Below are 19,877 nucleotides of genomic sequence, written 5' to 3' on the forward strand. Positions count from 1 at the left end.
GTTGATTGTTACGATAGACAAATTTTCGGGATTCTGTTGGGGTGTTGTCCGGACGATCGAGATAGCCGAACAGGAGTTGGCACAGGCGGAGGAATTGTATTCCCTGGGCGATATCATTCACAACCCGGTGGAAATTCAACGCTTGGGCGATCAAGGCCTGAAGACCATCACCACAGCGAACCTCGATTCAGTGAAGGGGAAAAAAGTTCTCATCAGGGCACATGGTGAACCGCCTTCGACGTACAAGCGTGCCGAGGAGTTGGGAATCACCATTATCGATGCGACTTGCCCGGTTGTCACGAAAGTGCAAGAGAGAATTCGTCGCTTCTATACGGATGGGTATCAGGTCGTAATCTTCGGCAAGAAGGATCATGCCGAGGTTGTAGGTCTCGCCGGTCAGACAAACGGCGAAGCGATCGTGATAAAATCGCTGGATGAAATCGGGAAGGTTGCACTGGATCGGAAAACGGTGCTGTTTTCACAGACGACGATGGACAAAGCAACATTTCATCGTTTGAAGGAAGAACTTCAGAGGAAGGTGAAAGAACTAATAGTAGGCTCCATCGAAGACGAGGCAGTTGAGTTCCACGCGAAAGACACGATTTGCGGACAGGTCTCCGGTCGTGATAAGAAGATCAGGGAATTCGCCGCTTCAAACGATATCGTCGTCTTCGTCGCAGGGCGCACAAGCTCGAACGGAAAAGTGCTCTTCGATATCGCCCATGACGCGAACGCAAAAACGTTTTTCATAGAGACTGCTGCTGAGTTGAACCCTGTGTGGTTCGAGGGCGTAACCAAGGTCGGGATCACGGGAGCCACGTCGACTCCACAGTGGTTCATGGAGAAGGTGAAGGTCGAAATCGAAGCACGATTTGGTGCTCAATCATAGTAACAATAGTATTCGCAAAACAGTCATCCTTAAATCATTTATCAGTTCACTTAATCAGGATAAAGCTTCTTTTCTCGGTTGGGGATGCGGTGATGACTGGCATCTGTGGCCGGACGAAGAGCTTCTTACCGCAGTACTGGTAAGCTTTCTTTTGGAGGTTTAATGCTTGAAGTTTTAGAAAACAGCGAAGGCCAAGACGAGCGCGAGTATTCCGAAGCTGAATTTCAGGAACTCTCAAAGCTCTACGAAAAGACGATGAGTTCCATCAGTGAAGGGGAAATCGTACGGGGGCGTGTGGTCCATATTGGGGATTCGTACGTCGCGGTGGATATCGGATTCAAATCCGAAGGCGCCGTCTCCGTCGGGGAATTCCCGAATATTAAAGACCTGAAGATCGGCGAAGAGGTCGAGGTCTTCCTCGAGAGCGTCGAGAACAAGGATGGTCAACTGATCCTTTCGCGCAAGCGGGCAGACTTCATGCGCGTATGGGAGCGTGTCGTGAAATCGTTCGACACCGGAGAGGTGCTCAGAGGACGATGCATGCGCCGAACGAAGGGGGGCATCGTGGTCGATCTCCTCGGGATTGACGCATTCCTGCCAGGTTCACAGATCGATGTACGCCCCGTGAGGGATTTCGATGCTTTTATCGGTAAGGAAATGGACTTCCGTGTTGTGAAAGTCAATCATCCTTCCGAAAACGTCGTCGTGAGCCATAAGGTCCTCGTTGAAGAGGAACTCGCAGGTCAGCGCAAAACGATCCTGGAGAGTCTCGAGAAGGGACAGATTTTGGAAGGTCACGCCAAGGCCATTACCGACTTCGGAGTGTTTGTTGACCTGGGCGGTGTGGATGGACTCGTGCATATCACGGATCTCTCCTGGGGCCGCATCAGTCATCCCTCAGAGGTCGTGAAGCTGGACCAGACTGTCAACGTGGTGGTGCTCGACTTCGACCAGGAAAAGAAGAGAATTTCCCTTGGCATGAAGCAGCTGATGCCGCATCCGTGGGAAAATATTGAACTGAAATATCCGGTCGGAACGAAAGTCGCGGGAAAAGTCGTGTCGTTGACAGACTACGGAGCGTTCGTCGAGATCGAAAAAGGAATCGAAGGGCTTATTCACATTTCGGAAATGAGCTGGACGCAGCATATCAAGCACCCGTCGCAAGTGGTTTCGATGGGGCAGATTGTCAATGCGGTCATTCTGTCGCTCGATAAGGACGGCAAGAAGATCTCCCTGGGTATGAAGCAGCTTGAGCCGGATCCATGGCTGACGCTTCTTCAGAAGTACCCTGTTGCCTCGAAGCACACGGGCGTCGTTCGCAATCTCACCAATTTCGGTGTCTTCGTTGAACTGGAAGAGGGAGTCGATGGCTTGGTGCACATATCCGATCTGTCCTGGACTAAGAAGATCCGGCATCCGGGCGAAGTCGTGAAAAAAGGTGACAAGATCGATGTCGTCATTCTGGGGATTGATGTCGACCAACGCAGGATTTCTCTTGGCCACAAGCAGATTGCGGACAATCCTTGGGAAACATTTGAGACGACGTATAGGGTCGGAACGCCGGTCGAAGGAAAAGTCGTTCGAATCATCGAGAAGGGAGTTATTGTTGAGCTCCCGCTTGGTGTGGACGGTTTTGTTCCTCTTTCGCAGTTGTCTCAGACACCTGTAAAGAATATCACCGAATCATTCCATGTTGATAATACGCTTCCGTTGCAGGTTATCGAGTTCGACAAGGACAACAAGAAGATCGTCCTGTCGGTCATTGAATTCCTGCGAGGGAAAGAGCAGGCGATTGTGGATGATTATGTCTCCGCTCACAAACTGTCGCCGATGACTCTGAAGGATATGATGACCTCTTCAGGGCTGACGGCTGAACACGGCGTGAACGAATCATCAAACGTGTAATATCGATCAGATACCATGAAAAGAGTTGCCCGCTATTGTCGGGCAACTCTTTTTCATATCTATGAGAAAAGTCGCTGTCCATACTCTCGGTTGCAAGCTGAATTTCGCCGAATCGTCGACCATTGCCCGGCAATTTCGGAGCCATGGCTACGAAGTGGTGGCTATTGATGAGCCCGCTGATGTATGCGTGATCAATACTTGCAGTGTGACCGAAAGGGCCGACCGTGAATGCAGGCAGGTCGTTCGGCGTGCCCTGAGGCATTCACCGAACGCGTACGTGATCGTTGCCGGCTGTTACGCCCAGCTGCGCCCGGAGCAGCTCGCCGCAATTCCAGGCGTTGACCTGGTTTTGGGAACATCGGAGAAGTTTGAGATATTTCGCTACAGCAAGGATTTCATCAAGTCCGAATGCTCTCGGACGTTCGTGGCACCTGTCAAGAACGCAGATACCTTCCTGGAAGCCTCTTCAGTTGGGTCAAATGACCGCACGAGGGCATTCCTGAAGATTCAGGATGGTTGTGACTACTCGTGTGCTTTCTGCACAATCCCTCTAGCTAGGGGAGCAAGCAGAAGCACTCCAATCCCCGCCATTCTGTCTCAGGCGAAAAGCGTTGTAGCTGAGGGGTATCAGGAAGTGGTCCTGACTGGCGTCAACGTCGGCGATTACGGGACGAAGATCGGAACGAGCTTGGCCGAATTGTTGGGTCAGTTGGCCCTGATCGATGGGCTTTCGAGAATACGTATCAGCTCCGTGGAGCCAAATCTACTTACTGATGATTTGATTTCGCTGTGGGCTGCTAACCCAAAGATCTGCAATCACTTCCACATTCCGCTTCAAGGCGGCAATGATGATATCTTAAGGGGGATGAGAAGGCGCTACTTGACTGATCTCTACAGAAGCAGAGTTGAGAGAATCCAATCGTTGATCCCTGAAGCAGGAATCGGTGCAGACGTAATCGCAGGATTTCCTGGTGAGACTGATGAGATTTTTGAGCAAACCTATAAGTTCCTGGTTGAGTTGCCGATTTCATATCTGCACGTTTTCACGTATTCTGAGCGTCCCAATACTGCCGCATTGACGCTCCCAAGTCGAATTGAGCCAAGAGTTCGCTTTCAGCGGAGTGAAATGCTTCGGAATCTGAGCCTGAAGAAACGCCAGGCTTTTCTGGGGGGGCTCACGGGCTCAACCAGGGATGTATTGTTTGAGGAAAAGCTGCCCTCTGGCGAATGGACCGGCCTCACCGGAGAGTACGCTCGTGTGCGCGTGAAAACGGACGCGGATCTGTCGAATCAAATCAAACGAATTGAGATTACACACCCAGAGGGGGAGGATTGCATAGGAAAACTGGTTGATACCTCGTACGCCGCAGCCCAACCAAATCCTTCAACTTTTCCAGAGGTGTCACTATGCGCCTAAACCGTCTCTTCGCTAGCCTCGTCATCTTCTTGGTTTCAAGCCTATCGTTTGCACAACCCTCCCTTAGGACAGCTATTCAGACCAGTACGCATGGTGAGCTGCCGGTATCTGGTGTTTATTCCCTTGTTGAAACCCAAGTTAGGACAGAGAAGAAATCGGTTTTACTCGCGATTGGTTATTCGTTGCTCTTACCGGGCTTAGGTGACCTTTATGCAGATAATTTCCGAAGGGGGCTTTACTACTTTGGGGCTGATGCTGCTCTCTGGATGACGTATGGCGGATTTCGAACTTACGGATCGTGGTTGAAACAAGATGCCCTGACTTTGGCATCCCAGCGTTCCGGGGCGAATTTCGATGGAAAGGGAGATCAATTCGCCGTCGACGTTGGAAATTTTGACAATGTTGATGACTACAACGAGGCCAAGCTGCGGAACAGGCAATTCGATCTCATATATGACCCAAATTCCAACTTTGCCTGGCAATGGTCTTCGGCTGATGAGAGACTGAACTATAGGCACTTGCGCATACGCGGGGACGCAGTCATTCGTAACTCACAATTTGTTGTCGGAGCCCTGGTCATCAATCGTATCATAGCGGCGATTTCTGCAGCCCAATCAACGGCGGCGTATAATCGGAGTCTTCAGGCGACCAGCACTTGGCGACTGAAGGCAGATGTCAAAGGCGGGGTGCTCACAACACAAACTTTCGAGCTAACACTGACTAGAGAGTTCTGATCTCTCGTCAGTCGTTAGCCGAATCCCGCCACCAAAGCGGGATTTTGCTTTTGGTGCCATGGAAACCTTCAAGTTGTGCATCGAGTACGATGGTACGAATTATGTAGGCTGGCAGATTCAGTCGAACGGGACTTCTGTGCAATCAGTCCTGGAGGGAGCCCTCCAGCAGATTCTGCAACTCCCGATCTCGACTGTCGCTGCCGGCAGGACGGACGCAGGAGTGCATGCCCGGGGGCAGGTGGTTTCATTCAAGTGCGAGAAGCAGATAGAGCCGGAAATGCTCACAAAATCGCTCAATGGCGTGCTGCCGAACGACATAGTGGCTTTGACTTGTGAAAGGGCTTCCGAAGACTTCCACGCGCGCCACAGTGCCCGTTCACGAATGTACCGGTACTACTTATCATGTCTGCCAACCTCCATTCAGCGAAATTTCAGCTGGTATGTCGGCGGGTACAAGCTTGACAGGAAGCTCTTGAATGACTGCGCGGAGATCGTCCTGGGTGAGCATGATTTTACCTCGTTCTGCAAGACGGTGTCGACGGCCGATCATTTTCTGTGTACCGTTCATCAATCGAGCTGGAGCGAAACCAGATCGAATCTGGTCTATGAGATCCGGGCTAACCGCTTTCTTCATGGCATGGTAAGGACTATTGTTGGAACTATGGTTGAGGTAGCGCGAGGCCACAGAGAGTTCAATTCCTTCCGCGAAATTCTCGCCTCGAAGGACCGGGCAAACGCGGGAATGGCGGCACCGGCAAAGGGTCTTTTTCTTGAAGAAATTACTTATTAGTCATCAGTTGCCAAAGGACAGGATTGAAAACGTGAAGAAGATGATCGCGCAAATTGGGGACTTTAGGCCGACGGAGGCGCAGCTCTTCACGCAGCGTTACCAGGTCATGAAGAGGAAGCTGTAATAGACATCCACGAGCATATTTCCGACGCGAAGAAATGATCAGGGAAGCAATTCAGAAGCTTGCTCTCAAAGAAGATCTCTCTCGCCAGGAAGCATTCGAGACCATGAACGAAATCATGTCAGGGAATGCCTCTGAAGCCCAGATTGCGTCCTTCCTGATGGGTCTTCGGCTAAAAGGAGAGACAATTCCTGAAATTGCCGGATGCGCCCAGGCGATGCGTGCGAGGGCGATTCCGATCAGGAGCAAGCATCCGAATCTCATCGATACATGTGGGACCGGAGGCGACAGCTCCGGCACCTTCAACATTTCCACGTGTGCAGCAATCATCGCGAGCGCCGCGGGTGCGGTTGTGGCAAAACATGGAAACCGAGCCGTTTCGAGCCGGTCCGGAAGTGCAGATGTGCTGCGGGCCTTGGGGATCAATCTGGAAATTTCACACGAAAGAGTTGCCTCAATCCTCGACGAAATCAGGATAACGTTTCTCTTTGCTCCCCAGCTCCACGGCGCGATGAAGTTTGCAGCCCCTGTTCGCAGGGATATGGGAATAAGGACGGTTTTCAACATCCTTGGACCACTGACCAACCCGGCCGGTGCCCGAAGGCAGCTGATCGGAGTCTTCAATTCAACGTTGACTGAGGTGCTCGCTGGAGTCCTCAATGAACTGGGGTCGGAGTATGCTCTTGTCGTACACGGACAAGGGGGGCTTGACGAACTCTCGAACCTTGGCTGGACGAAAGTCAGTCAATTAAGGAACGGAGAAGTCTCAACGTACGAGGTCAGAGCGGATTCGTTTGGTTTCCAGTTGTCGAATGCGGAAGAACTTCAGGGGGGTGACCCCGAACAGAACGCCCAGATGATCACACAGATCCTGAAAGGGGTGAAAGGCGGGGCGGCGGACGTTTCCGTGCTCAATGCCGGGGCAGCCCTCATGGTTGCTGGAATCGCCGGGGATTTGAAGCAGGGGATTGAACAAGCGAGGGATGCGATCTCGAGCGGCGCTGCTGTGAAGAAACTGAATCACTGGAAAGAAGCATCTCATAGTTGAGCATGGTATGAACTCAAGCAGAAACATACTGAAAGATCTCCTGGTCCGTTGGGGCCTTCTCAAGACGAAGCTCTCCGAGGAAGATTTCAAGCAGGTCCTCGAGGCGAGTACGATCAGCGGAGCGATCGACAAGGCCGAGCACGAACTTATCAAGAGCATTCTCGAGTTCACTGATACGACCGTCAAAGAGATCATGGTGCCCCGGCCTGATATCGTTGCCCTTGATATCTCGATGCCCCGCGAGGTGCTCGTCAGAAAGGTCATTGATGAGGGATACTCACGTCTTCCCGTGTACCGGGATAACATCGACCACATCATTGGAATAATCTACAGCAAAGACCTCCTCAGTTTGCTGGAACACCGAGATCTCATCCTCTTGCAGGATATTATACGGCCCGTGTTCTTCGTCCCCGAGTCGAAGAAGATCAGCCAGTTGTTGCGTGAATTCCAGCAGCGGAAGGCTCACCTCGCAATTGTGACAGACGAGAATGGCGGGACGGAAGGCCTCGTCACCATGGAAGATATTGTGGAGGAGATCGTAGGAGAAATACACGACGAGTACGACGAAGTCGGAAAGGTAACGGAGCCGGCGAAGGATGGTTCGGTCATCGTGGACGCACGCCTGAGCGTAAGCGACATCAACAGGCAATTCGCTTTTGAGCTTCCGGAGTCTCCTGAATACGAGACCCTGGCGGGACTGATCCAGAAAGTACTTGGACGGCTCCCTGAAATGGGGGAGAGCACCACCATCAAGGATCTACATTTCACGATTCTTTCGAAAACTGCCCGGCGTATCAGGCAGGTGCGGATCGAGCGTTTGACGAGTGGTTCCTCATCCGGGGTGCCGAAGGCGTGACCATCCTCGAGACGATTCTTGAAGAGAAGCGAAAGGAAGTCTCCGAATCGGAAAGGGGGATTGACCGCGCGAGGATAGCCGCAATGGCTCGCGAATCCGAACGCCCAAGACAATTCAAGAAATCGTTGCAGCAAGTTCCTTTTGCCCTGATCGCTGAGATAAAAAAGGCTTCCCCGTCAAAAGGAACACTGCTCGAAGATTTCGACCATCGGATATTGGCAACCGAGTTTCAGTCGGGAGGTGCTGCTGCTCTCTCAGTTCTCACGGACGAGAAGTATTTTCAAGGTCATCCGTCGTACATCGCTGATGTGAAGAAAGTTGTCCAGATCCCCGTCCTCCGGAAAGATTTCATCGTGGACGAGTATCAGGTTTTTGAATCAAGGGCCATCGGGGCCGATGCAATCCTGCTTATTGTCAGGGCGCTTCCATACGCAACCCTGCGGGCGCTGTATGAACTGGCGATGTCGCTGGATATGGATGTGCTGATGGAAACGCACACGGAGGAGGACATCGAGACCGCCAACTCCATCGGTGCGGAGATAATCGGGATCAACAATCGTGATCTCGGATCCTTCGAGGTGAACATTTCCACATCCCTCGCTTTGTATCATCACGTCCACAGCAAGGCGATCGCCGTGAGTGAAAGCGGAATCTCCTCGCGTGCAGATATTCAGGCGCTGGAAGCGGCCGGGTTTCGGGCTGCGTTGGTTGGAGAGGGGATCGTGACGCGACCTGATCGTGTGGCTGCTGTTCAGCAACTCCTGATGAGGTGAAATGCAGCAGGACCTATTTGTCAAGATCTGCGGTATCACGAATGGCGAAGACGCGCACCATGCAGTGCGATGCGGTGCAGACGCGCTCGGTTTTGTCTTCTTCGAGGAAAGCCCGCGTTTCATCTCGCACCGACGCGCGGCCGCGATCGTCCATAGTGTACCCGATCACATTTCGAAGATCGGGGTGTTCGTCAACGCGGATCTCGGATTCGTTCGCGAGATTGTCAAGCGCGTGAACCTAAGCGCGGTGCAACTGCTCGGCAATGAAGGCCCGGACGACCTTGTGAATTTCGAGACCAGCGTCATCAAAGTATTTCGCGTGAAACCCGACTTCGATGTTGAAGTCATGAAGAACTATATCATTGACGCCTTCCTGCTTGATGCGCATACGGAAGGAATGCTCGGCGGAACGGGGAAAACGTTCGATTGGAATATTGCCGTGAAGGCGAAGGAGTATGGACGCGTTATTCTTTCGGGTGGTCTGACACCTGACAACGTGGAAGACGCAGTGCGGTTTGTCCGCCCTTACGGGGTGGATGTGAGCAGTGGCGTGGAAGCACAGCCCGGGAAGAAAGACCCGGAGAGGATTCGGGATTTCATTATGCGCGCCAAGAGTATCCCAGTATCGTATCGCGATGATGAACAACTCTAAACAGTATATCGGTTCGGTGCCGGATCAGCAGGGGCATTTCGGAATGTATGGTGGCCGGTACATACCGGAGACATTGATCCCCGCAGCGGAAGAACTCACCCGGAAGTATCTTGAGCTCAGGGGCGATCCTGCGTTTCAGGAAGAGGTGGAGTACTATCTGAAGTACTTTGTCGGAAGACCAACGCCCCTCATGTTCGCAGAGCGTCTCACGGATTTGTGCGGTGGACCAAAGATCTATTTGAAACGCGAAGACCTTTGCCACACCGGGGCCCACAAGATCAACAACACGGTGGGTCAGATCCTGATCGCGAAGCGCATCGGGAAAAAACGGGTCATCGCGGAAACCGGAGCTGGGCAGCATGGCGTCGCCGTCGCCACTGTCTGCGCGAGATTCGGACTTGAGTGTGTTGTCTATATGGGTGAAGAAGATGTCGGGCGTCAATCACCGAACGTAGCGAGAATGAAACTGCTCGGTGCAGAGGTGCGTACAGTCACGAGCGGAAGCCGGACGTTAAAGGACGCGACGAGTGAAGCAATCCGGGATTGGGTGACAAATGTCGAGACTACTTTCTATATCATTGGGTCCGTTGTCGGCATGCATCCATACCCGATGATGGTGCGCGATTTCCAAAGCGTCATAGGAAAGGAAACCCGGGAACAAATACTCGCTGCGGAAGGCCGGCTGCCATCCTCAATTGTGGCATGCGTGGGCGGCGGCAGCAACGCGCTGGGGATATTTTATCCCTTCCTCGACGAAGCAGACAAGGTGCGGATGATCGGTGTTGAAGCGGCCGGACTTGGTCTGCAGAGCGGTCAGCATGCGGCGCCGCTGTCTGCAGGATCTCCTGGCGTGCTCCACGGAGCGATGCAATATTTGCTTCAGGATGATCAGGGACAGGTGAAGATTGCCCATTCCATTTCCGCAGGGCTGGACTATCCCGGAGTCGGACCTGAGCACTCGTATTTGAAGGATCTCGGATTGGTGCAGTATGAGTCGGCGACAGATGACGAGGCTCTGGAGGGTTTCAAAGTGCTCTCCAGAAGTGAAGGCATCCTTCCGGCCCTGGAGTCAGCGCACGCAATCGCCTACGTTCTGAAGACGGCCCCGAAGGGGTCAATGAATGATATTGTTGTGGTCAACTTGTCGGGCAGAGGGGATAAGGACCTCGCGACGGTCATGAAGGCGTTCGGTCTGTAGCATCTGCTTCGTCAACCACTTCCTCAAAAATCCTGAGTACTTCCCGCGCTTTGTCAGCTGCATTGAATTGTCCAGCGCGCCGCAAGCCGGCTGTGATCAGCTTCGTTCTTAGCACGGTGTCCGTCAGTAACCTCCCAAGTTCTGACGCGATCTGGTCGATATTGTAGGGGTCAACAAGAACCCCGGCATCTCCGACAGCTTCAGGCAACGACGAAGCGTGAGAAGACAGAATAGGCGTGCCGCACGCCATTGCTTCAATGGGCGGAGCTCCGAATCCCTCGTAGACCGAGAGGTACGCGAAAACCGACGCAAGGCTGTACAATGCCGGGAGTACGCCTTGATCCACATAGCCAATCCGTCGTATCCGGTCCGGCATCTTGAGAGAGTCAATCTGGCTGATGAGATCGTCTGCGAACCAGCCAGGAGCGCCGGCCAGGACGAGCGCATACTCGTCACGTAATTCCTGCGGAAGTCTGGCATACGCCAGTGCGAGTCGGGCCACGTTCTTGCGTGGTTCGAGAGTGCCCACGTAGAGGATGAACTTTTCCGGCAGATCAAGTTTCGCCCGAAGGCTTTGCAGCATCCGGGCATCAATAATCCTATGAAAATGCTCGCCAACGGGGAGATGCACCACCTTGATGAGATCTGCCTCGATCTTGTAGAACCGTCTGATATCCTGCTTTGTCGCTTCGGAATCAGCAAGAATCCGGTCAGCCACGCGCACTGCGTTGCTCACAAAGATCCGCTGCCAAAGTCTCATCTTGAGGGTGAATGTCTCGGGGTGGACGAAGCTGACGAGATCATGGAGAGTCACTACGAACTTCGTACGTGACTTCGCGTATGAGTGTCCCCGTGCCCGATGAAGAACCGGCAATACGTATGCGGGGGAGAAGTAGATATCGACCCGATTCCTGGCAAGGAATCGGGGGAGAACGAGGTTCTCCCAGAAGCGGTTGGGTCCGATCCCAGCATAACGATTGACAATGACTTTCTTGAGATTTGGACCGGTCAACAACGGATCATCTTCAAGCAGGAAGACAGTGTATGTGTTCCGGGAGTCTATCTGCAGGAGCGACCGGACGAGCCGCTCTGCGTAGACACCTACACCTGTCCGGTTTCGGACAATCGTTCGACCATCGATGGCAATATGCATAGGGTGTGTGCCCTTCAGAACTTGCTCTGCGATCTCAGCGAGAGGAAAAGGGTCTTGAGGTCACTGATAGTCACCGCACGAAACAGGAGCAACGCGAAGGAGTACGTCACAACGCTTGCCCCGAGCAACACCAGGACGTGAAGATTTGGCTTGATGATGAGAAGCGGAAGCACGAAGCTGGACGCAGCAAGGATTCGGAGAATTGTGGAAAGCGGCAAACGGGAAACGATCTTCTTCCGCATCTTCACAACAAGGAAGCCGAATCCGATGAGAGCCGTCAGCACCGTGTTGATGGAAGCGCCGACCTGTCCGTACATCGGGATCACAACAAGATTCGCGATGATATTGAACAAAGCGCTGAGGATAGTCACTTTGAGAACGAACGTCTGCTCATCGATCGCACCAAGTGTATTGCTGTAGAAGTTTGTCAGGAAGACCACGGGAAGAAACCACACGAGGATTGAAAGGCATTCGGCTGTTGCTGCAAATTCAGGTGCAAACAAAAAACGGACTATCTCACGGGAAAGCAGCGTTGTGATGATGGCGATCGGCAGTGCGATGAGCAGAAGTTGGACGATACTGCGCTGCACAACAGATTCAACCTCGCCAGGTCGATCCCTGTAGTTTTGGCTCGCGAACGGGAACACCGCACCGGTTATGGCCAACCCGAACATGGTCAAAGGGAAAATCAGATTGTAGGCAGCACGGTACACGCCGGCAGCTTCATCACCGATGAATTTAGAGAGAAGAACTGTATCGAAGTTGAAGTATATGGCGGAAAATATTGTCGCGAGGGCGAACGGCAGTCCACCCCGGAGCATGGAGATCATATGGGCAAAATCGCCGACCATAATCGGGCGTGTGAACCGGCGTCGGACGAGGACGTGCGTTAGAGATACGAACACGATATTGACGAGGGTCAACACCGCCAGCAGAGTGAGAAGGCCGTTGTCCGTCGAAATGGAAACGACAATGACGACAAATTCCGCAACGCGGGCCAGGGATAATAACCCTGTTTCGTACCCAACCCTGTTGATGGCCCGGAAGAACGACGCGAAGGTTGTCCAGTACGTTCGAAGAAGTGTAATCAGGCCGGCGAGGACAACCATGAAGAAGCGTTCGGAACCGAAGGTATCGAGCAGCCCTGTCGTGAGAGACATTACCAGGCAGACGAGGAACGTTAGCAACCCTTTCCATGAAAGGACTGCGCCAAGTTGTTTCGGAATGTCCGCCTCCGTGAGACGCGGGATTTCTCGCATGAGGTAGGTATCCATTCCAAGGTCGCACAACGGTATGAACAACGCCGTGAGCGCGAACGCATAGTTGTAGACTCCGAAGAGCTGCGTCCCGAGGTACTTTGCGAGAAGGATAAAGGAAATGAAGGCGAGGGATTTCGTAAAGACATGGAAGCCGAAAAGAAGAACGGAGTTTCTCAGGACCGAAGCGCTCTCAAATCTCGATGGTTCTGCCGGGGATGAGACCATGAAGAGAGGGTGATCTTTCGAATTCGTACTTATTGGGGAATAATGAGTCCACCGCGTGATATGACCTGCTGAAATTAGCTAAATCCGCATGCTTTAGCAAGGACCTCGCTTGAGTTTCGAGGATCGTGTGGTTATATTCATCAAGAGCACCAAGCACACCTCTCACACCCGCCAGGAATATGGCCAATATTACCATCGATGCACGCAAATACTTCGATTTTGGCATAGGAAGCTATATCCAGAACTTAGCGTCAGCCCTGTCGGGCATGCGCACGAAGCACGCCTTCACGTTGCTCGCTTCCGCCTTGGACATTGGTAGAATCGAGGCGCCCGATGGATGGAGAAAAGAACAAACGGACTTCGGGAAATACTCGATTGGTGAGATCGCTCTTCTTGGGAGAAAAGCCCTTGCCTCAGACACTGAGCTGTTTCACGAACCTCACTTCACCTTACCGTCAGGGTTGAAAGGGAGATCGGTTGTTACTATTCACGATCTCATCCATCTGAAGATGCCGCAGTATTTTTCCGCCGTTCAGCGAGGCTATGCCGCGATGATGATTGGATATGCGGTACGAAACGCCGGCGCTATCATCGTCGACTCGCAAAAAACCAAAGACGATATTCTCGGAGCATTTCGCATCAGCGAAGATTCTGTGGAGGTAGTGTACCTTGGAGTTCATGCAGCCTTCCGGCAGCTGGAAGACAGGAGTACCGTTGAACGATTCCGAGTGACCCATGGTGTGCACAAGCCCTTTGTGCTCTTCGTCGGGAACGTGAAACCTCACAAAAACATCCCTGCACTTCTCAGCGCATTTGCTCAGGTTCAGGCAAAAGTTCGAGACATTGATCTTGTCTTTGTAGGTGGTTCATTCCTCGCAGACGCGAAGCTGGTAGAGCAGGCGCGGGCGCTTGGGATCATCGGGGCGATTCATGATCTCAATCGAATCTCCGAGTCCGAGTTGGTTGCTGCGTACAATGCAGCTGAACTCGTAGTTCTGCCATCGTTCTATGAGGGATTCGGCTTCCCTCCGCTCGAATCGATGGCTTGTGGTACTCCGGTGGTGGTTTCCACGGGGGGATCATTGCCTGAAGTCGTGGGGGAAGCCGCAACGATCATCGATCCATCGAGGCCGGAAGAGCTTGCTGAGGCAATACGGAGAACGCTTGAAGATTCCCAAAAACGGACTGTGTTGATCGAGAAGGGGAAGAAGCGTGCCGCAGGCTTCACATGGCAGAAGACGGGGGAAAAGACCTTGGCTATCTACGAAAAAGTGCTCGATCGATGCCGGCGCAACTAAACAATATAGGAATTTTCGGCGGTTCGTTTGATCCTCCGCACCTCGGGCACCTGGTCATTGCCGAGTTCGCCCGTAGGGCGCTGAAGCTCGATGTCGTCTTCCTTGTGCCGGCATATCAGCCTCCCCACAAGACAGGTAAACATACTTCGACAGCGCAGGATCGACTGGCCATGACAAAGTTGTCTGTGCGTGGCAACCCGCATCTGCGCGTGTCGGATATCGAGATCCGAAGGAAAGGAATCTCGTACACGGTGGACACCGTGAGGGCTTTCCAGAAGAAATTCCCGTCGTCATCACTGTTCCTCATCATCGGGAGTGACAGTCTTGAGCAGTTTAATTCATGGAAGGATCCGGACGCAATCCTTGCCTTGGCAAGCCTGGCTGTCTATCGCAGGCCGGGGTGGAGAACTGCGAAATCGAAAGAAGGACGGGTCACCTTGCGTGAGATCAAGGGACCGAGGATGAAGCTTGCTTCATCCGAAATCAGGAAGCGTTTGCATGACGGCAAAGCGATCGATGAGATGGTCAGAGAAAACGTTTTCGCATATATCATGCGCAATCGGCTGTATGAACGTGTGACGGAAAAGAGAGAACCATGAAATCGACAGTGTCTCCGAATGACGTAGCCAAAATCATCAATACTGATCATCATGATCCGTTTGAGGTTCTGGGAGCTCACCTTCTTGAAGTGAAAGGAAAGAAGGGGGTCGCGATCAGGGCGTTTCTTCCCGATACGCAGAAGGCAGAAGTCGTCGAGCTCAGCGATGGAGTGGAGTCGGCTGTTCTGCCGATGAATCAGGTTGGAGACGGAGGATTTTTCGAGGTCTTCATCCCTGGGCGGATGGAAGTGTTCCCGTACAAGCTTCGGAGGCATTCGACCGGCGGCGGGCAAGCCACGTTTTACGATTCCTACTCATTTCTTCCGACGCTCACCGAATTCGACTTGTACTTGTTCAATGCCGGAGATCATCATCGGATCTATGAAAAGCTCGGCGCGCATTACGCAGAAGTACATGGGGTCGGGGGGATTCAGTTCGCAGTCTGGGCTCCTGGCGCAAGAAGCGTGAGCGTCATTGGGAGTTTCAATGAATGGGATCGCCGCAAGCATGCGATGAGAGTGCTGGGAACGTCCGGAGTCTGGGAGATCTTCATTCCAGGGCTCCCCGACGGAGAACTGTACAAATACCAGATCAAAACGCAGACCGGCGCCGTGATTGACAAGACCGACCCATACGGTTTTGAGATGGAACTGCGCCCAAGGACCGCCTCCCGTGTCAACTTGCTGAAGGGTTTTGAATGGCACGATGAACCATGGTTGAAGAACCGATCCATGGCGAGTCCCTTCGCCAGTCCGCTCTCGATCTACGAAGTGCAACTTGCGTCATGGGCTCGTGTGCCGGAAGAGGATGGACGCTGGTTGACATATCGTGAACTTGCCCATCGGTTAGTAGACTACGTGAAAGAACGGGGGTTCACGCACATTGAACTTATGCCCGTGATGGAGTATCCGTTCGATGGCTCGTGGGGATATCAGGTTACAGGATACTTCGCGCCCACCAGCAGATTCGGCAAGCCGCAGGATTTCATGTACTTTGTGGATTACTGTCATGAACATGGAATCGGTGTACTGCTCGACTGGGTGCCTGCGCATTTCCCGAAAGACCCCCACGCTCTTGGCTTCTTCGACGGTTCGCATCTCTATGAGCACGCAGACCCGCGCAAAGGAGAACATCAGGATTGGGGAACGTTCATCTTCAACTATGGACGGCACGAGGTGCGCAACTTTCTCATCAGCAATGCGCTGTATTGGCTCGACAGGTTCCACATTGACGGGCTGCGAATCGACGCGGTTGCCTCGATGCTCTACCTCGACTATTCCAGACGGCAGGGTGAATGGATCCCTAACCAGTATGGAGGGAGGGAAAATATCGATGCAATCCAGTTCCTCAAACAACTGAACGGCATCGTGCATCATTACTATCCCGGCACCCTGATGATCGCAGAGGAGTCAACGGCATGGCCCGGTGTCACGAACAGTCTGGAACATGGCGGCCTGGGATTCGACTTGAAATGGAACATGGGGTGGATGCACGACATGCTGGAGTATTTTTCACTGGATCCGATTCACCGTGCCTATCACCATCGCAATTTGACATTCGCATTGCTCTACGCGTTCAGTGAGCGGTTCTTGCTTCCTTTGTCGCACGACGAAGTTGTCCATGGCAAGAGAGCTCTTCTCGACAAGATGCCGGGAGATCTCTGGCAAAAGTTCGCAAACCTGCGCTCATTGTTTGGCTTGATGTTCGCCTTCCCGGGCAAAAAGCTGCTCTTCATGGGGGGGGAAATCGGGCAGTGGGTTGAGTGGAATCATGATGCGTCCCTTGACTGGCATTTGCTTTCGTATGATGCTCACCATGGCGTTCAGAAGCTCATCGACAGCCTGCATGCTCTTTACAAGAGCGAACCAGCTCTGTACGAGGTTGATTTCGAGTACCGGGGTTTTGAATGGATCGATTTTCAGGACAGTGCGAGCAGCGTGATTGCGTTTGAACGAAAATCGCTCGATTCCCGCCAACGTGTGGTCGTGGTCTGTAATTTCACGCCTGTTCCGAGATACGGCTATCGTGTCGGCGTTTCAGAGCGGGGCACATACGAGGAACTGCTGAATACTGACTCAGTGTACTTCGGGGGAAGCAATCTGGGCAACAGCGGCCAGCTTGTAACGGAGGATATTCCTTTCCACCATCATCCGGTCTCGGTCACGCTCACACTTCCTCCGTTGAGCGTCTTGTACCTGAAGCAGAAAAAGTAGAGTTCTCTCAGCGGTACTTTCGCGTGACCGGCAGAGCAGTCCGCACCTTGTGGTCCGCACAGCTACTCATCGACACGGTCCGGCTGGTCACGATCGGCTTGATCCTCGCGGAAGACGCCGTTACCCTGATCACAATACCAGCAGCATGAGACTGAAATCCCTGCAACTACTTCAACGGAAGGAATGAACAATGAAGAAGACTCTTTTCATTGTGCTGTCAGTATTTTTTATCAGCGGGTGTGCGATGTTCAAATCGTCATCCGAAGGATCTCCAGCGAAGCCGGATTCGGCGTCGCAGAAGCCCCCCGTGCCGCCGGCGGGAATGAAACCGTATGCGCAGGTCATCACCAAGGAAGCCAAATCCGACACGGGGCTCTTTATTGTTCATCGGATCAAAGAGAAGTTCTTCTTCGAGATTCCCAAGAAAGAGGTCAAAAAGGACTTCCTGCTTGTGTCCACGCAGGCAAAGACGCAAACCGGAATGGGATACGGGGGAGATGCGATCAATGAACAGGTGGTTCGGTGGGAACGTGTAGGAGACCGCATGCTGTTACGGAGCAGAATATTCGCTTCCGTCGCGGCAGACACGCTTCCGGTGGCTGCGAGCGTGAAAAAGGCAACGCTGCCGCCTATCATCATGGCGTTCGATATTCAAGCAGTCAACAAGGATAGTTCAAATGTCGTGATCGATGTGACCGACCTCTTCACAACAGATGTCGCCGAGATGGGTATGAACCGGTTCCAGCGAGAGCAGTTGCGCGTTCGCCGGCTCGATTCAAAGCGTTCATACATCGAATACAGCCGCGCGTTCCCGGATAACATCGAGACGGAAGCAACGGTCACGTTCGATGCCGCTCAGGTCCCGATGGATGCGTCGCTTGCATCCCTGACCATCACCATGCACCATTCAATGGTTCGGTTACCGGAAAAACCTATGATGCCGCGGTTGTCTGATTCACGGGTTGGATTCTTCGGCGTGGCTCTGTATGACTACGGATATGATTCACAACGTGCCGAACAGCGCCGGTATATCGCGCGGTGGCGGCTGGAACCAAAAGATCCCGGAGCGCTTGCCCGCGGCGAGCTCTCTGAGCCGGTGAAGCCGATTACGTTTTTCATAGACCGCGGCACGCCGGACAAATGGAAACCCTGGCTGAAGAAGGGTGTGGAAGACTGGCAGGGGGCATTTGAGAAAGCCGGATTCAAAAACGCTATCATTGCGAAGTACGCACCAAGCGAAAAGGAAGACCCGAATTGGAGCGGTGAGGATGCCCGATACTCGACGATTCGCTGGCTCCCATCCGAGATCGAGAACGCCTATGGCCCGCACGTCAGTGACCCGCGCACCGGCGAGATCCTCGATGCTGATATCGGTTTCTTCCATAATGTGATGAATCTCGCGCGCGATTGGTATTTCGTTCAGGTTGGCAATCTCGATCCCTCAGCGAAAACGCTTCCGTTGCCGGACAGCCTGATGGGCGAGCTTCTTCGTTACATCGCGGCGCACGAAGTCGGACATTCCCTCGGCTTTCCCCATAACTGGAAGGCGACCTCGCAGTACCCGGTCGACAGCCTGCGAAGCGCTTCCTTCACGGCGAGATACGGCAATGAGGCTTCTATCATGGACTACGGGCGCTTCAACTACGTCGCCCAGCCTGGTGACAATGCGCGCCTGATTCCGATGATCGGGCCGTATGACAAGTTTGCAGTTGAATGGGGTTACAAGCCGATCCCCGGCGCAAAGACCCCCGATGAGGAAAAAGTTGAGCTCAACAAGATCGCTTCGAGGCAGGAAAAAGAACCGTATCTGCGGTTTGGGGTTTCAGATGCCAGCGACCCGACGGTTCAGACGGAGGACATGGGTGCAGACCCGGTGGCAGCGACGAAGTATGGCCTGAAGAATATCAACGCCATTGCTGACATGCTGATCAGCGCGACAACAAAAGACGGAGAAGACTACAGCACGCTGAAGGAGGTCTATGGACAACTCCTCGCACAGCGCAGCAGGGAATTTGGTCATGTCGCGAACTATGTCGGTGGTATTGTTCGAACCGAGAAAGTAGCTGGACAGACAGGCGTCATCCATGTCCCTATTGCCCGCGAGAAACAGAAGGAGTGTATGGACTTTCTTCAGAAAGAGGCATTCCGCACCCCAACTGAACTGCTGCGGCCGAGCATCCTGGCTCTGATTGAGCCATCAGGAGCCGTCGACCGGGTTCTGGCAGGCCAGCGTCAACTCGTCAACATTCTTCTGAATAACGATCGGATGTCGCGATTGATCAATTCGGCTGCTCTTGCAAAAAAGGGGGACAATCCCTACAAGTTGAGCGAAATGCTCGAGGATCTCCGGACAGGTATTTGGAGTGAATTGAAATCGGCCATGGTGAAGACCGACGTCTATCGTAGGAACCTTCAACGCACCTACATCGATGCGATGGGGGCAAAGCTTAATCCGCCGCCGGTGATAATGCCTGTTGGATTGCCGGCAGGATTCTCGCCCGCTCCTCCCGCCTCAGTACCGGGCGAGGCGCGTGCGCTGATTCGGACGGAGCTACTCGATCTCGATGCAACCATTGCTGCCTCAATGGCAAAAGCGGGAGACCGGGAAACGAAAGCTCATCTGAAGGACAGCAGGGATCAGATAGCCAAAATCCTGTATCCTGACAAGTCGAAATAAGGCAGTTCTATCAAACTCAAAAAGCCCGGGGGGTTGATCCCGCCGGGCTTTTTTGTGTCCACGATGGAAT

General features: G+C 53.1%; 16 protein-coding genes. 14 read left to right on the plus strand and 2 right to left on the minus strand.

Features of this window, described 5'->3' with window-relative positions; all coding sequences use genetic code 11:
- Position 1: 1 nt before the first annotated feature.
- The 10 genes from NTU47_17645 to trpB all read left to right on the plus strand — a co-directional run bounded on the left by NTU47_17645 (position 2) and on the right by trpB (position 10,383).
- A complete protein-coding gene (locus tag NTU47_17645) occupies positions 2-889 on the plus strand; it encodes a 4-hydroxy-3-methylbut-2-enyl diphosphate reductase (GenBank protein ID MCX6135634.1) in 888 nt (295 codons plus the stop codon).
- Positions 890-1,051: 162 nt separating this feature from the next.
- A complete protein-coding gene (gene rpsA, locus NTU47_17650) occupies positions 1,052-2,794 on the plus strand; it encodes a 30S ribosomal protein S1 (GenBank protein ID MCX6135635.1) in 1,743 nt (580 codons plus the stop codon).
- A gap of 61 nt (positions 2,795-2,855) precedes the next feature.
- Positions 2,856-4,211 carry a tRNA (N(6)-L-threonylcarbamoyladenosine(37)-C(2))-methylthiotransferase MtaB gene (gene mtaB / locus NTU47_17655; GenBank protein ID MCX6135636.1) on the plus strand — a complete coding sequence of 452 codons (1,356 nt, stop codon included), beginning with the start codon at positions 2,856-2,858 and terminating at the stop codon, positions 4,209-4,211.
- The gene (locus tag NTU47_17660) at positions 4,202-4,945 is read left to right on the plus strand and encodes a hypothetical protein (GenBank protein MCX6135637.1); all 744 of its coding nucleotides are present in this window, start codon (positions 4,202-4,204) and stop codon (positions 4,943-4,945) included. Before mtaB ends, NTU47_17660 begins: the two co-directional genes overlap by 10 nt.
- A gap of 58 nt (positions 4,946-5,003) precedes the next feature.
- Positions 5,004-5,735, plus strand: a complete 732-nt coding sequence (gene truA / locus NTU47_17665) for a tRNA pseudouridine(38-40) synthase TruA (GenBank protein MCX6135638.1) — start codon at positions 5,004-5,006, stop codon at positions 5,733-5,735.
- A gap of 158 nt (positions 5,736-5,893) precedes the next feature.
- Positions 5,894-6,904 (plus strand): anthranilate phosphoribosyltransferase, encoded by a 1,011-nt coding sequence (trpD, locus tag NTU47_17670; protein ID MCX6135639.1) that lies wholly within the window; start codon positions 5,894-5,896, stop codon positions 6,902-6,904.
- Between the two features lie 7 nt (positions 6,905-6,911).
- The gene (locus NTU47_17675) at positions 6,912-7,760 is read left to right on the plus strand and encodes a hemolysin family protein (protein MCX6135640.1); all 849 of its coding nucleotides are present in this window, start codon (positions 6,912-6,914) and stop codon (positions 7,758-7,760) included.
- Entirely contained in the window at positions 7,757-8,533 is a 777-nt protein-coding gene (gene trpC / locus NTU47_17680) for an indole-3-glycerol phosphate synthase TrpC (protein ID MCX6135641.1), read from the plus strand. The genes NTU47_17675 and trpC overlap by 4 nt, the downstream gene beginning before the upstream one ends.
- A 1-nt stretch (position 8,534) precedes the next feature.
- Positions 8,535-9,185, plus strand: a complete 651-nt coding sequence (locus tag NTU47_17685) for a phosphoribosylanthranilate isomerase (GenBank protein ID MCX6135642.1) — start codon at positions 8,535-8,537, stop codon at positions 9,183-9,185.
- Positions 9,172-10,383, plus strand: coding sequence for a tryptophan synthase subunit beta (trpB, locus tag NTU47_17690; GenBank protein ID MCX6135643.1), 1,212 nt, complete (start codon positions 9,172-9,174; stop codon positions 10,381-10,383). The genes NTU47_17685 and trpB overlap by 14 nt, the downstream gene beginning before the upstream one ends.
- Here the strand turns inward: trpB and NTU47_17695 are convergent.
- Both NTU47_17695 and NTU47_17700 read right to left on the minus strand, forming a co-directional pair.
- Positions 10,361-11,536 (minus strand): glycosyltransferase family 1 protein, encoded by a 1,176-nt coding sequence (locus NTU47_17695; GenBank protein ID MCX6135644.1) that lies wholly within the window; start codon positions 11,534-11,536, stop codon positions 10,361-10,363. The two genes, trpB and NTU47_17695, sit on opposite strands and share 23 nt — an antisense overlap.
- 14 nt (positions 11,537-11,550) lie before the next feature.
- The gene (locus tag NTU47_17700) at positions 11,551-13,020 is read right to left on the minus strand and encodes a flippase (GenBank protein MCX6135645.1); all 1,470 of its coding nucleotides are present in this window, start codon (positions 13,018-13,020) and stop codon (positions 11,551-11,553) included.
- Between the two features lie 179 nt (positions 13,021-13,199).
- Here NTU47_17700 and NTU47_17705 point away from each other — a divergent pair, with 179 nt between their 5' ends.
- The 4 genes from NTU47_17705 to NTU47_17720 all read left to right on the plus strand — a co-directional run bounded on the left by NTU47_17705 (position 13,200) and on the right by NTU47_17720 (position 19,807).
- On the plus strand, positions 13,200-14,318 hold the full coding sequence (locus NTU47_17705) for a glycosyltransferase family 1 protein (protein ID MCX6135646.1): 1,119 nt from the start codon (positions 13,200-13,202) through the stop codon (positions 14,316-14,318).
- A complete protein-coding gene (gene nadD / locus NTU47_17710) occupies positions 14,303-14,917 on the plus strand; it encodes a nicotinate-nucleotide adenylyltransferase (GenBank protein ID MCX6135647.1) in 615 nt (204 codons plus the stop codon). The genes NTU47_17705 and nadD overlap by 16 nt, the downstream gene beginning before the upstream one ends.
- Positions 14,914-17,130 (plus strand): 1,4-alpha-glucan branching protein GlgB, encoded by a 2,217-nt coding sequence (glgB, locus tag NTU47_17715; GenBank protein MCX6135648.1) that lies wholly within the window; start codon positions 14,914-14,916, stop codon positions 17,128-17,130. Before nadD ends, glgB begins: the two co-directional genes overlap by 4 nt.
- A gap of 190 nt (positions 17,131-17,320) precedes the next feature.
- On the plus strand, positions 17,321-19,807 hold the full coding sequence (locus tag NTU47_17720; protein MCX6135649.1) for a zinc-dependent metalloprotease: 2,487 nt from the start codon (positions 17,321-17,323) through the stop codon (positions 19,805-19,807).
- Positions 19,808-19,877 lie beyond the last annotated feature (70 nt).

The organism is Ignavibacteriales bacterium (assembly GCA_026390595.1).
GTDB lineage: Bacteria > Bacteroidota > Ignavibacteria > UBA10030 > UBA10030 > UBA9647.

Bases quoted from the DNA above. Each gene is read 5' to 3' on its own strand.
- NTU47_17700 (MCX6135645.1), bottom strand. From the start codon at position 13,020: ATGGTCTCATCCCCGGCAGAACCATCGAGATTTGAGAGCGCTTCGGTC.
- nadD (MCX6135647.1), top strand. From the start codon at position 14,303: ATGCCGGCGCAACTAAACAATATAGGAATTTTCGGCGGTTCGTTTGAT.
- NTU47_17695 (MCX6135644.1), bottom strand. From the start codon at position 11,536: ATGCATATTGCCATCGATGGTCGAACGATTGTCCGAAACCGGACAGGT.
- mtaB (MCX6135636.1), top strand. From the start codon at position 2,856: ATGAGAAAAGTCGCTGTCCATACTCTCGGTTGCAAGCTGAATTTCGCC.
- trpD (MCX6135639.1), top strand. From the start codon at position 5,894: ATGATCAGGGAAGCAATTCAGAAGCTTGCTCTCAAAGAAGATCTCTCT.
- NTU47_17720 (MCX6135649.1), top strand. From the start codon at position 17,321: ATGAAGAAGACTCTTTTCATTGTGCTGTCAGTATTTTTTATCAGCGGG.
- glgB (MCX6135648.1), top strand. From the start codon at position 14,914: ATGAAATCGACAGTGTCTCCGAATGACGTAGCCAAAATCATCAATACT.
- NTU47_17660 (MCX6135637.1), top strand. From the start codon at position 4,202: ATGCGCCTAAACCGTCTCTTCGCTAGCCTCGTCATCTTCTTGGTTTCA.
- trpB (MCX6135643.1), top strand. From the start codon at position 9,172: ATGAACAACTCTAAACAGTATATCGGTTCGGTGCCGGATCAGCAGGGG.
- truA (MCX6135638.1), top strand. From the start codon at position 5,004: ATGGAAACCTTCAAGTTGTGCATCGAGTACGATGGTACGAATTATGTA.
- NTU47_17705 (MCX6135646.1), top strand. From the start codon at position 13,200: ATGGCCAATATTACCATCGATGCACGCAAATACTTCGATTTTGGCATA.
- NTU47_17685 (MCX6135642.1), top strand. From the start codon at position 8,535: ATGCAGCAGGACCTATTTGTCAAGATCTGCGGTATCACGAATGGCGAA.
- rpsA (MCX6135635.1), top strand. From the start codon at position 1,052: ATGCTTGAAGTTTTAGAAAACAGCGAAGGCCAAGACGAGCGCGAGTAT.
- NTU47_17675 (MCX6135640.1), top strand. From the start codon at position 6,912: ATGAACTCAAGCAGAAACATACTGAAAGATCTCCTGGTCCGTTGGGGC.